Source organism: Polaribacter sp. BM10, from assembly GCF_002005425.1.
Lineage (GTDB): Bacteria > Bacteroidota > Bacteroidia > Flavobacteriales > Flavobacteriaceae > Polaribacter > Polaribacter marinaquae.
This window is the reverse complement of the sequence record NZ_CP019704.1, coordinates 208,679-222,573: the sequence shown is the minus strand read 5'-3', so window position 1 is coordinate 222,573 and position 13,895 is coordinate 208,679. Positions and strand designations below refer to the sequence as shown.

General features: G+C 32.4%; 9 protein-coding genes and 1 tRNA gene. 1 reads left to right on the top strand and 9 read right to left on the bottom strand.

Features of this window, described 5'->3' with window-relative positions; all coding sequences use genetic code 11:
* Nucleotides 1-80 precede the first annotated feature (80 nt).
* On the bottom strand, nt 81-1,331 hold the full coding sequence (locus BXQ17_RS00970; protein WP_077808833.1) for a site-specific integrase: 1,251 nt from the start codon (nt 1,329-1,331) through the stop codon (nt 81-83).
* A gap of 237 nt (nt 1,332-1,568) precedes the next feature.
* A tRNA-Ser gene (locus tag BXQ17_RS00965) sits at nt 1,569-1,656 on the bottom strand.
* Between the two features lie 236 nt (nt 1,657-1,892).
* Between BXQ17_RS00965 and aroC the strand changes: the two genes are divergently transcribed.
* Complete coding sequence (gene aroC / locus BXQ17_RS00960) at nt 1,893-2,957, top strand: chorismate synthase (protein ID WP_077808832.1); 1,065 nt, start codon at nt 1,893-1,895, stop codon at nt 2,955-2,957.
* 34 nt (nt 2,958-2,991) lie between these two features.
* Here aroC and BXQ17_RS00955 read toward each other — a convergent pair whose 3' ends face one another.
* The 7 genes from BXQ17_RS00955 to rplK form a co-directional block, all read right to left on the bottom strand.
* Nucleotides 2,992-3,303, bottom strand: a complete 312-nt coding sequence (locus BXQ17_RS00955; protein ID WP_077808831.1) for a DUF3467 domain-containing protein — start codon at nt 3,301-3,303, stop codon at nt 2,992-2,994.
* A gap of 114 nt (nt 3,304-3,417) precedes the next feature.
* Nucleotides 3,418-7,692 carry a DNA-directed RNA polymerase subunit beta' gene (gene rpoC, locus BXQ17_RS00950; RefSeq protein WP_077808830.1) on the bottom strand — a complete coding sequence of 1,425 codons (4,275 nt, stop codon included), beginning with the start codon at nt 7,690-7,692 and terminating at the stop codon, nt 3,418-3,420.
* 104 nt (nt 7,693-7,796) lie between these two features.
* Nucleotides 7,797-11,558 (bottom strand): DNA-directed RNA polymerase subunit beta, encoded by a 3,762-nt coding sequence (gene rpoB, locus BXQ17_RS00945; RefSeq protein ID WP_254712424.1) that lies wholly within the window; start codon nt 11,556-11,558, stop codon nt 7,797-7,799.
* A 191-nt stretch (nt 11,559-11,749) separates the two neighbouring features.
* The gene (rplL, locus tag BXQ17_RS00940) at nt 11,750-12,124 is read right to left on the bottom strand and encodes a 50S ribosomal protein L7/L12 (protein ID WP_077808828.1); all 375 of its coding nucleotides are present in this window, start codon (nt 12,122-12,124) and stop codon (nt 11,750-11,752) included.
* Nucleotides 12,125-12,174: 50 nt separating this feature from the next.
* The gene (rplJ, locus tag BXQ17_RS00935; RefSeq protein ID WP_077811321.1) at nt 12,175-12,693 is read right to left on the bottom strand and encodes a 50S ribosomal protein L10; all 519 of its coding nucleotides are present in this window, start codon (nt 12,691-12,693) and stop codon (nt 12,175-12,177) included.
* A gap of 19 nt (nt 12,694-12,712) precedes the next feature.
* Nucleotides 12,713-13,402: a 50S ribosomal protein L1 gene (rplA, locus tag BXQ17_RS00930; RefSeq protein ID WP_077808827.1), complete on the bottom strand. Its 690-nt coding sequence runs from the start codon at nt 13,400-13,402 to the stop codon at nt 12,713-12,715.
* A gap of 20 nt (nt 13,403-13,422) precedes the next feature.
* Nucleotides 13,423-13,860 carry a 50S ribosomal protein L11 gene (gene rplK / locus BXQ17_RS00925; RefSeq protein WP_077808826.1) on the bottom strand — a complete coding sequence of 146 codons (438 nt, stop codon included), beginning with the start codon at nt 13,858-13,860 and terminating at the stop codon, nt 13,423-13,425.
* Nucleotides 13,861-13,895: the final 35 nt, after the last annotated feature.

Sequence of the window (13,895 nt, the reverse complement as noted above, 5' to 3'; positions counted from 1 at the left end):
AAACAGACATACTTTTTAACAGAAAAACCCTTGATTTAACAAGGGTTTAAGCATATACTGATATGGTTCGATTATATAGATTAATTTGCTATTCTATTGGAAGCATCAATATTAATTTTATTTGTAAATTTTTGTTTTAAGATTGCCATATCATCACTAACCTTTCTATCCAACACTTTAGCATAGTGTTGTGTAGTTTTTAATGATTTATGTCCTAACATTTTACTTACAGATTCCATTGGAACACCATTAGAAAGCGTTACAGTAGTTGCAAAGGTATGACGTGCTAAATGTGTTGTTAAATTCTTATTGATATCACACAAGTCCGCTATTTCCTTTAGATAAGCATTTGATTTTTGATTACTTAATACAGGAAGTAGCACTTCTTTACTTACCGCTTCAGGATGGTTCTCATACTTTTTTATGATTTCTAAAGCTGTTGGTAATAATGGAATATTACTACGTGTATCTGTTTTAGTACGTTTTACTTTTATCCATTTTTCTCCATCAATACCAAATACTAAATTATCTTTAGTTAGTTTCTTAACATCACTATAGGCTAAACCAGTAAAGCAACAAAAAACAAAAATATCTCTTACTTGTTCTAATCGCTTTGTATGTAGCTTTTTTTCTAACATTGCTTGAATTTCATCTTCTGTTAGAAATTGACGTTCTACTTCTTTCAACCGCACTTTATAACTTAAAAAAGGGTCATTGTTAATCCAATTATTAGCAATTGCAATTCTTACTATTTTCTTAAAGTTCTTAATATATTTAACTGTACTATTATGGCCACAGTTTCTTTCTGTTTTTAAATAAAACTCAAAATCTGTTATAAATTTATGAGTAATTAACTTGATACTTATATCGCTAATTTTATACTGTAATTGCATAAACTCTTGCAAATGTTTACAAACTGTTTTATAACGTTCTAAAGTACCTGCTGAAAACTCTTTACCTATTAATTTTTCTACTTGCTTATTATGATTTTCAAAAATTGTTATAAGTGTCCTTTCTTTTTCTTCAATTCCTAAAATCTTATTTTTAAGTGTTTCTGCTGTTACTATTTTATTATCTTGTGTTAAATCTCTTTGAGATTGATAAACCCTAGTAGTAAGAGCATCTAGATAAGCGTTTAATTCTTTGATATCTTCTGTGCGTCCTATTGCTTTATTTCCTTGATTGTTCCATTTTTCAATCTCAATAATGCGTTTTGTACTGATTTCTTTGCGCTTTCCATCTATAGTAATTCGCAAATAAATAGGGCATTTACCCTGTGCATCTACCTTGTTTTTTTTCAAGTAGAATAATAATCCAAATGTTTTGTTCATTCTGGTGACCTTTAAAATTATACATTAATTTACAAAATATTTAGGTCTTATTTTAGATACAAGTAACTGATTTACATATAGTTATCAACAAATAGGTGACCTAAAAAAGGTTTTAAAAAGGTAACCTAATAGGTATCCTACAGAATGGTATTTAATACACTTTTTGATGTTTTGGGGTAAAAAGAAAGCCCTGTAAACATAGTGTTTGCAGGACTTTAGCTAATTTTGAATAAATTCTGGCGGAGAAAGAGGGATTCGAACCCCCGGACCTGTTACAGTCAACAGTTTTCAAGACTGCCGCATTCGACCACTCTGCCATTTCTCCAAGTGTCTCATCAGGTATTCCCTGAATGCGGATGCAAATATAGAAAGGTTTTTTAATTCTGAAAAACAAAAATGAAGTTTTTTTTAAAAAAATTTGAAAATAATATTTTTAATTCTCTATAACACTAATATTCAGACTATCACCAAAAAATAAAAATTATAGGTATCATTTAAAATATTACAAAAGATAATATCATCAAGAACACTTTATTATATTTGTAAATAAATACAAAAAAAATGGCATTTAATTCTTTTGGAAAATTATTAAAAGTAACCACTTACGGTGAATCTCACGGAACCGCTATTGGTGGTGTAATTGATGGTTTTCCTGCTGGGTTAAAAATTGATTTAGAAGCTATTCAAAATGAATTGAATAGACGTAAACCTGGTCAATCTAAAATTGTAACACAACGAAAAGAACCAGATACGGTAGAGTTTTTATCTGGTATATTTGAAGAAAAAACTACAGGTACTTCTATTGGTTTTATTATTAGAAATACCAATCAGAAATCTAAAGATTACAATCATAACACCAATGTTTATAGACCTTCGCATGCAGATTACACGTATGATAAAAAATTTGGAGGTAGAGATTATAGAGGTGGTGGTAGAAGCTCTGCTAGAGAAACTGCCAATTGGGTTGTTGCTGGCGCTTTAGCAAAACAATTAATAGCATCTATGAAAATTAATGCTTTTACTTCTTCTGTAGGCGATATTTTTATTGATAAGCCTTATCAAGATTTAGATTTTTCTAAGACAGAAAACAACATTGTTAGATGTCCGGATGAAAGTTCTGCAGATAAAATGATTGCTAAAATTCAAGAAATAAGAAAAGCAGGAGATACTATTGGCGGTACTATTACATGTGTTGCTCAAAATATACCTGTTGGCTTAGGTGAACCTATATTTAATAAATTGCATGCAGAATTAGGTAAAGCAATGTTATCTATTAATGCTGTTAAAGGTTTTGAGTTTGGTAGCGGGTTTTGTGGTGCAAAAATGAAAGGATCTGAGCATAATGACATTTTTAATGCTGATGGATCTACTGAATCTAATCTTTCTGGAGGAATCCAAGGAGGTATTAGTAACGGAATGGATATTTACTTTAGAGTAGCTTTTAAACCTGTTGCTACAATAATGACAAATCAACAAACTATAAATTCTGATTATGAAGTTACAGAGATAACTGGTAAAGGGCGTCATGATCCTTGCGTTGTACCAAGAGCTGTACCTATTGTCGAAGCCATGACTGCGCTAGTATTAGCAGATTTTTGGTTATTAAACAAAACAAGAAAAATATAATAAAAAAGCGAAACTTTAAAAAGTTTCGCTTTTTTTATGCTTCACCAGTTGGCCCAAAATTCATTGGAATTGGTGGTTGTTCATAATCTTTAATTTCACCGTTTTGTTGTTCAAACTTTCTAACATTTTCTGCCAATGCCTTAGAAAGTCTTTTTGCATGTTGCGGAGTTAAAATAATTCTAGACTTTACTTTGGCCTTTGGTACACCAGGCATAATATTAATAAAATCTACTATAAACTCTGAAACAGAATGATTAATTATAGCTAAATTAGAATATGTACCTTCAGCAATTTCTTGATCTAATTCTATATTTAATTGTCCGTCTTTATTTTGATTTTCTTCCATAATCTTGTTTATATATCAATTAATTTATAATAAAAAAAGTTGAATTGAATAATGTAAATAAGTTACAGTAAACAATTCAACTTTTAAAATATATTACTAATAAAAGCTACACTATTAGAAACTTTGTTCTATTTCGTCTTTAGGACCAACTAGTATGTTTTCATAAGCTCTCATACCTGTACCTGCTGGTATTCTCTTACCTACAATTACATTTTCTTTCAATCCTTCTAAAGTATCTACTTTACCGCTTACAGCTGCTTCATTTAATACTTTTGTAGTTTCCTGGAAAGAAGCTGCAGAAATAAATGATTTCGTCTGTAAAGATGCTCTTGTAATACCTTGTAATACTTGTTCTGCTGTTGCTGGTCTCGCATCTCTAGCTTCAACTAAGTTTTGATCGTTTCTTCTTAATAAAGAATTCTCATCTCTTAATTGACGTGCAGAAATAATCTGTCCCGCTCTTAAATTTTCAGAATCTCCGGCATTTTCAACAACTTTCATTCCGTAAATTGCATCATTATCTTTGATAAAGTCAATTTTGTGAATTAATTGATTCTCTAAAAATAAAGTATCTCCAGAATCAATAATCTTAACTTTACGCATCATTTGACGTACAACTACTTCGAAATGCTTGTCATTAATTTTTACACCTTGTAAACGATATACTTCTTGAATTTCGTTTACTAAGTATTCTTGAACTGCAGATGGTCCTTTAATTCTTAATATATCTGAAGGAGTTGTAGCTCCGTCTGATAATGGCATACCAGCTTTAATAAAGTCATTTTCTTGAACTAAAATTTGGTTAGAAAGTTTAACTAAATACTTACTAATATCTCCAGTTTTAGATTCAACAATAATTTCTCTATTACCACGCTTAATTTTACCGAAAGAAACAACACCGTCTATCTCTGATACTACTGATGGATTAGAAGGGTTTCGTGCTTCAAACAATTCTGTAACACGAGGTAAACCTCCTGTAATATCACCTGCTTTACCAGATTTTCTTGGTATTTTAACTAACGTATGTCCAGATTCTACCATCTGTCCATCATCAATCATTAAGTGTGCTCCTACTGGTAAACTGTAAGAACGTAAAGCATTACCATCTTCATCTTCAATAATCAATGAAGCGATAATTTTCTTGTTCTTAGAATCGATCATTACCTTTTCTTGGAAACCAGTTTGCTCATCAACTTCAACAGAGTAATTAATACCTTGTTCTAAGTTATCAAACTTAACTCGTCCACTAAATTCAGAAACAATTACACCGTTAAATGGATCCCATTGTACAATCACATCACCTTTCTTAATCGTCTTTCTATCTTTATCAAAGATAATAGAACCATAAGGTATAATGTTTGTACTTTGAGTAATTCCTGTTTTCTTATCTATAATTTTAATTTCTGCTGTTCTAGAAATTACAATATCTACATCGTTGCCTTCACTATCCTTACCAACAACAGTTCTTAAGTCTTCTATACTTACGTTACCGTCAAATTTAGCTATTAACTTATTGTCTTCAGAAATGTTACCTGCTACCCCACCAACGTGGAATGTACGTAACGTTAACTGTGTACCTGGTTCACCAATAGATTGCGCTGCAATTACACCAACTGCTTCACCGATTTGTACTTTATTAAGGGTAGATAAACTCTGCCCGTAACATTTTGCACAAATACCTTTTGTAGACTCACAAGATAAAGGAGATCTAACTTCTACACTATCTACACCAGACTCTTCAACTGCTTTTGCTAATTGATAAGTAATAGGTTGATTAGCTTCTAAAATTAAGTCTTCAGTTATTGGATGATAAACGTTATTTAAAGAAATACGTCCTTCAATTCTATCTGATAAAGATTCTACAATCTCATCATTTTTCTTTAATGGAGCAACTTCTAAACCTCTTAATGTACCACAATCTTCTTCGTTGATAATAACATCTTGAGAAACATCTACTAATCTACGTGTTAAATAACCAGCATCGGCTGTTTTTAATGCTGTATCGGCAAGACCTTTACGCGCACCGTGAGTAGAAATGAAGTATTCTAAAATTGATAAACCTTCCTTAAAGTTAGAAAGAATTGGGTTTTCAATAATTTCTCCACCTCCTGCAGTAGATTTTTTAGGTTTTGCCATTAATCCACGCATACCTGTTAACTGACGAATCTGTTCTTTAGAACCCCTTGCCCCAGAATCAAGCATCATGTATACCGAGTTGAAACCTTGTTGATCTTCACGTAAACGTTTCATAGATAACTCAGTTAAATCGTTATTTGTTCTTCCCCAAATATCAATTACCTGGTTGTAACGCTCTTTCTGCGTTAACATACCCATATTATAGTTACCTACAATTGCTTCTACTTCTTTGTTTGCTGCATCAATCATTCCTTGCTTTTCTGCAGGAATAATAATATCTCCTAATGAGAATGATAAACCACCTTGGAAAGCAAATTTATAGCCCATATTCTTAATATTATCTAAGAATTCTCCAGTAGTAGGAATATTAGTAGCTTTTAAAATACCACCAATAATTCCACGTAAATTTTTCTTAGTTAATACTTCATTAATATAACCTGCAGCCGGAGGAACAACTTCATTAAATAAAACTCTACCAACAGTAGTTTTAATAATTCTAGTTACTTGTTCTCCATTTTCATCTATATCTTGAGTTCTTACTTTAATACCAGCATTTAAATCAACTTTTTCTTCATTAAAAGCAATAGTTACTTCTTCTGGAGAATAAAAAGTTAATCCTTCACCTTTAATAGGCACATCTGGAGTAGAAACTCTTTCTTTTGTCATATAATATAAACCAAGAACCATATCCTGAGAAGGTACAGTTACTGGAGCACCATTTGCAGGGTTTAAGATATTATGAGAAGCCAACATTAATAATTGTGCTTCTAAAATAGCTTCTGGTCCTAATGGTAAGTGAACAGCCATTTGATCCCCATCAAAATCTGCATTAAATGCAGAACATGCTAAAGGGTGTAATTGTATAGCTTTTCCTTCAATTAATTTTGGTTGAAAAGCTTGAATACCTAATCTGTGTAACGTAGGAGCCCTGTTTAATAATACTGGATGCCCTTTAATTACATTTTCTAAAATATCCCAAACAACTGGTTCTTTTCTATCTATAATTTTCTTTGCAGATTTTACAGTCTTAACAATACCTCTTTCAATTAATTTTCTAATTACAAAAGGCTTGTAAAGTTCTGCTGCCATATCTTTTGGCAATCCACATTCAGATAATTTCATTTCTGGACCAACAACAATTACAGAACGTGCAGAATAATCAACACGCTTTCCTAATAAATTCTGACGGAAACGTCCTTGTTTACCTTTTAATGAATCTGATAATGATTTTAAAGGTCTGTTAGATTCTGTTTTTACTGCAGATGATTTACGTGTGTTATCAAATAAAGAATCTACAGATTCTTGTAACATACGTTTTTCATTACGTAAAATAACTTCTGGAGCTTTAATTTCAACTAACCTCTTTAAACGGTTGTTTCTAATAATAACTCTTCTATATAAATCATTTAAATCTGAAGTAGCAAAACGACCTCCATCTAATGGGACCAAAGGTCTTAATTCTGGTGGAATTACCGGAACCGCCTTCATAATCATCCACTCAGGATTATTTTCTCTATTTTTTTGAGAATCTCTAAATGCCTCAACAACATTTAAACGCTTTAATGCTTCTGTTTTACGTTGTTTAGAAGTTTCTGTGTTTGCTTTATGTCTTAGATCGAAAGATAATTGCTCTAAATCGATTCTTGCTAATAAGTCAATTAAACACTCAGCACCCATTTTAGCGATAAACTTGTTTGGGTCTGAATCTTCTAAATATTGATTATCTTGTGGTAATTCATCAGCAATATCTAAGTATTCTTCTTCTGTTAAGAAATCCATTTTTTGCAATGGTTCTCCTTCTACATTTTTAGCAATACCTGGCTGAATTACTACGTATCTCTCATAGTAAATAATCATATCTAACTTTTTAGAAGGTAAACCTAAAAGGTAACCCATTTTGTTAGGTAATGATCTAAAATACCATATATGAGCAACAGGAACCACTAAATTGATGTGTCCTACTCTATCTCTACGTACTTTCTTTTCTGTTACTTCTACACCACATCTATCACAAACGATACCTTTGTAGCGAATTCTTTTGTACTTTCCACAGGCACATTCATAATCCTTTACAGGACCAAAAATACGCTCACAAAATAAACCATCTCTTTCTGGTTTGTGCGTACGGTAATTTATTGTTTCTGGTTTTAAAACTTCACCTTTAGAAATTTCTAAAATAGCTTCTGGTGATGATAAACCAATTGAGATTTTATTAAACTTTTTTACAGTGTACTTCTCTTGTTTTCTTGCCATGTTGATGGATTCGAATTAAAATTGTAAAAATGGCCTCAATGAGACTTATAAATAAATGATTATAAGAAGTAGATTAAAAAACCTACTTCTTACATCAATTTTTGTTATTCTTCTAATCTAACGTCTAAACCTAAACCTTTAAGTTCATGCATTAATACGTTAAATGATTCTGGTAAACCAGGTTCTGGCATAGTTTCACCTTTCACAATACTTTCGTATGTTTTAGCTCTACCCATAACATCATCAGATTTTACTGTTAAGATTTCTCTTAAGATGCTTGATGCACCATATGCTTCAAGGGCCCAAACTTCCATCTCTCCAAAACGTTGACCACCAAACTGAGCTTTACCTCCTAATGGCTGTTGTGTAATTAATGAGTATGGTCCTATAGAACGAGCATGCATTTTATCTTCAATCATATGACCTAATTTAATCATATAAATGATACCAACCGTTGCTGGTTGATCAAAACGTTTACCTGTTCCTCCATCATATAAATATGTGTGTCCAAATCTTGGTACGCCAGCTTCATCTGTAATGCCGTTAATTTGCTCTAAAGATGCTCCGTCAAAAATAGGTGTTGCATATTTAGTGTTTAATTTTTGACCTGCCCAACCAAGAACAGTTTCATAAATTTGACCAATATTCATACGAGATGGTACCCCTAATGGATTTAATACGATATCTACTGGAGTTCCGTCTTCTAAGAAAGGCATATCTTCTGCTCTAACTATACGTGCAACAATACCTTTGTTACCGTGACGTCCTGCCATTTTATCACCAACTTTAAGCTTACGTTTCTTAGCAATGTAAACTTTAGCTAATTTTAAAATACCTGCTGGTAATTCATCTCCAACTGAGATTGTAAACTTTTGACGACGTAATGATCCTTGTAAATCATTTACTTTAATCTTATAGTTATGAACTAGTTCACCAACTAATTTATTCAAGTCGCTATCTGTTGTCCAAGAACCTGTTAAATGTACATAATCATCAACAGAGTTTAACATTTTAAGAGTATATTTTTTACCTTTTGGTAAAACTTCTTCTCCTAGATCATTAAATACTCCTTGAGAAGTTTTACCACTAATTAAAGTAAATAATTTCTCGATTAATTCGTCTTTTAGACCTTCAAATTTAGAAACAAAAGATTGCTCTAAAGTAGCTACCGCTTCTTTATCTCTAATTCTCTTATTTTTATCTTTTAAGGCTCTTCTAAATAATTTTTTATCAATTACTACACCTCTTAGTGATGGAGAAGCTTTTAATGATGCATCTTTAACATCACCAGCTTTATCACCAAAAATAGCACGCAATAATTTTTCTTCTGGAGTAGGATCAGATTCTCCTTTTGGTGTAATCTTACCAATTAAGATATCACCTGGATTAACTTCTGCACCTATTCTAATCATTCCGTTTTCATCTAAATCTTTTGTAGCTTCTTCAGAAACGTTAGGAATATCATTAGTTAACTCTTCGGTACCTAATTTTGTATCTCTAACATCTAAAGAATACTCATCAATATGAATAGATGTAAATATATCTTCTCGAACAACTTTTTCTGAAATTACGATTGCATCCTCAAAGTTATACCCTTTCCAAGGCATAAAGGCTACTTTCATGTTTCTACCTAAAGCTAATTCTCCTTTTTGTGTTGCATAACCTTCACAAAGAACTTGTCCTTCTTCAACTCTATCACCTCTTTCTACAATTGGTTTTAGGTTAATGTTAGTTCCTTGATTGGTTTTTCTAAACTTAATTAAGTTGTAAGAAACTTCATCAGAATCAAAACTAACAAGTTTTTCTTCTTCTGTTCTATCATACTTAATTGTAATTTTATTTGCATCAACATAAATTACTTCACCTGCTCCTTCCGCATTAATTAAAATACGAGAATCTTTTGCAACTCTACGCTCTAAACCAGTACCAACAATTGGAGATTCTGGTCTTAACAATGGTACAGCTTGACGCATCATGTTAGATCCCATTAAGGCTCTGTTCGCATCATCATGCTCTAAGAATGGTATTAAAGATGCAGATATCGACGCAATTTGATTAGGTGCAACATCCATATAGTCAATTACATCTGGTGTAACAACCGGGAAATCTCCTTCTTCACGAGCAATAACTCTATCTAAAACAATACTACCGTCTTCTTTAAGTTCTAAATTAGATTGAGCAATTTTCTTACCTTCTTCTTCTTCAGCACTTAAATAAATTGGCTCTTCTTTAGCAACAATACCATTATCTACTTTTCTATAAGGAGTTTCAATAAAACCTAAATTATTCACTTTTGCAAATACAGAAAGTGAAGAAATTAAACCAATGTTTGGCCCTTCTGGTGTTTCAATAGGACATAGACGTCCGTAATGTGTATAGTGAACATCACGAACCTCGAAACCTGCTCTTTCTCTTGATAAACCACCTGGCCCAAGTGCAGATAATCTACGCTTATGAGTAATCTCTGCTAACGGATTCGTTTGATCCATAAATTGAGATAATTGGTTTGTACCAAAGAAAGAATTAATTACAGATGATAAAGTCTTAGCATTTATTAAATCGATTGGTGTAAACACCTCGTTATCACGCACATTCATACGTTCACGAATTGTTCTTGCCATACGAGCTAAACCAACACCAAATTGACCAGCTAATTGTTCTCCTACAGTTCTTACACGTCTGTTAGATAAGTGATCAATATCATCTACTTCTGCCTTAGAATTGATTAATTCAATTAAATATTTTATTATGGTAATAATATCTAATTTAGTTAATACTTTTTGATCTATAGGCTCATTTAACTGAAGTTTAGTGTTCATTCTAAAACGACCTACTTCACCTAAATTATATCTTTGTTCAGAAAAGAATAATTTATCTATAATACCTCTTGCAGTCTCCTCATCTGGCGGTTCTGCATTACGTAATTGTCTATAAATATGTTCTACTGCTTCTTTTTCAGAATTTGTAGGATCTTTCTGTAACGTATTATGTATTATTGCATAATCTGCCATGTCGTTATCTTCTTTATGAAGTAAAACGGTTTTAGCACCTGCATCTATAATTTCGTCTATATGTTCTTTATCTAAGATAGTATCACGATCAAAAATAATTTCGTTTCTCTCGATAGATACTACTTCACCAGTATCTTCATCTACGAAATCTTCATGCCAAGTTTTTAAAACTCTAGCTGCCAATTTACGACCTAATACTTTTTTTAATCCAGCTTTAGAAACTTTAACTTCTTCTGCAAGATCAAAAATTTCTAATATATCTTTATCTCTTTCAAAACCAATGGCTCTGAATAATGTTGTTACTGGTAATTTTTTCTTTCTATCAATGTAAGCATACATTACTTGATTGATATCGGTAGCAAATTCTATCCAAGATCCCTTAAAAGGAATAACTCTTGCAGAATATAATTTTGTACCATTTGCGTGGAAAGATTGTCCAAAGAACACACCTGGTGATCTATGTAACTGAGATACTACCACACGCTCTGCTCCATTTATTACAAATGTACCAGAGTTTGTCATATAAGGTATTGTACCAAGATAAACATCTTGTACAATGGTTTCGAAATCTTCGTGTTCTGGATCTGTACAGTAAAGTTTTAAACGTGCTTTTAAAGGCACACTGTGCGTAAGACCTCTTTCGATACATTCTTGAATAGAATATCTTGGAGGATCTACGAAGTAGTCTAGAAATTCTAATACGAATTGATTTCTTGTATCTGTAATTGGAAAGTTATCCATGAAGGTTTTGTACAAACCTTCTTCACCTCTTTCTTCTGCTTTCGTTTGAAGTTGGAAAAAATCTTGGAAAGATTTTACCTGAATATCCAAGAAATCTGGATATTCTTTAATCATTTGAGAAGTTGCGAAGTTGATTCTTTCAGTAGTGTTTTTCGTTGCCAAAAGAGTATATTTTTTTGATTAAAATCTGAATTAAAATAAAGAACGAATATATACACAAAATGGTTTAGGTCTAGAGACCTGTGTCCCTAGTACCTAAACCTAAATTTGTTTTCCCGTTACGTTTACACGTCGGGAGTAATAGCTTACTTAAGCTCTACCTCAGCTCCAGCTTCTTCTAAAGATGCTTTAAGACCTTCAGCCTCATCTTTAGATACACCTTCTTTTACTGCTGCTGGTGCGCTATCTACGATACCTTTAGCTTCTTTTAATCCTAAACCAGTTAATTCTTTAACTAATTTAACAACTGCTAATTTAGAAGCTCCTGCTGCTGTTAAAATAACATCAAATTCAGTTTGCTCATCAGCCGCTTCTGCTCCACCTGCTGCTGGACCTGCTACTGCTACTGCTGCTGCAGCTGGCTCGATACCATACTCATCTTTTAAAATAGTAGCTAATTCATTAACTTCTTTTACTGTTAAGTTAACTAATTGCTCTGCGAAATCTTTTAATTCTGCCATTTTAATTGTTTTTAAAAATTTTGTTTATTATAGTTTATTTGTGCGCGTAATTATTTTTCAGATAATGTCTTAATAATACCTGAAAGTGTTTGTCCACCTGACTGTAATGCTGAAACAACATTCTTAGCAGGAGACTGTAATAATCCAATGATTTCTCCAATTAATTCTTCTCTAGATTTAATATCTACTAAAGCATCTAATTGATCATCTCCAATATAAATAGATTCTTCTGCAAATGCACCTTTTAATAAAGGTCTATCTTTAGATTTCTTTCTAAATTCTTTGATTAATTTCGCAGGTGCATTTGCAGCCTCAGAAATCATCATTGAAGTATTTCCTTTTAATACTGTTGGTAAGTCTCCAAAATCTTTATCTGAAGCTTCCATTGCTTTTGCAAGTAATGTATTTTTAACAACTGATAACTGAACTCCTGCTTTAAAACAAGCTCTTCTTAAATTAGATGTTGTTTGTGCATCTAAACCAGAAATATCTGCTAAATATAAAGTGTTTGTATCTGCTAATACTGCTGTTAAATCTTGTATTACTTGTGATTTCTCTTCTCTAGTCATAATTATAAGTTTTAACGTATTAAACAGTTTTAACTTCAACAGCAATACTAGGACTCATCGTACTAGACATGAAAACGCTTTTTACATACGTTCCTTTTGCTGTTGTTGGTTTCAATTTAATAATTGTTTGTATTAACTCGTTTGCATTCTCTTCAATCTTCTTAGCATCAAAAGATACTTTTCCAATTGCAGCATGTACAATACCAGTTTTGTCTACTTTAAAGTCTATTTTACCAGCTTTGACATCTTGAACGGCTTTTGCAACATCCATAGTAACAGTACCAGTCTTTGGGTTCGGCATTAATCCTCTTGGACCTAATACTCTACCTAAAGGACCTAATTTCCCCATTACACTTGGCATCGTGATGATAACATCAACGTCTGTCCAACCACCTTTAATCTTTTGAAGATATTCATCTAACCCTACATAATCTGCACCTGCTGCTGTAGCTTCTGCTTCTTTATCTGGAGTTACTAATGCTAAAACTTTAACATCTTTTCCTGTTCCGTGAGGTAATGTTACAACACCACGAACCATTTGATTAGCTTTACGTGGATCTACTCCTAAACGAATTGCTAAATCTACTGATGCATCAAACTTTACATTAGTAATGTCTTTGACTAGAGCTGAAGCTGCTGCTAAATCATAAGATTTAGAGCTATCTACTTTTGCGTAAGCTTCTTTTTGCTTTTTTGTTAATTTTGCCATTTTACTACTTTTTATAAAGTTTATGCTGGTGCATCACCTTTTACTGTTAATCCCATAGAACGTGCTGTACCTGCAATCATACGCATTGCTGAAGAAACTTCAAAGGCATTTAAATCTACCATCTTGTCTTCTGCAATTGTTTTGATTTGATCCCAAGTAACTGATGCTACTTTCTTTCTGTTTGGCTCACCTGAACCCTTTTTAATTTTGGCCGCTTCTAGTAACTGAACTGCTGCAGGAGGAGTTTTTACAACAAAATCAAACGATTTGTCTTTGAAAACAGTAATAACGACAGGTAATACTTTACCTTGTTTGTCTTGCGTTCTTGCATTAAACTGTTTACAGAACTCCATAATGTTAACACCAGCAGCACCTAAAGCGGGTCCAACCGGCGGCGATGGATTCGCTGCGCCTCCCCTTACTTGTAACTTAACTACTTTACTAACTTCTTTTGCCATTTTAAAAATGTTTAATGATTTATTTTAAGTTGGAA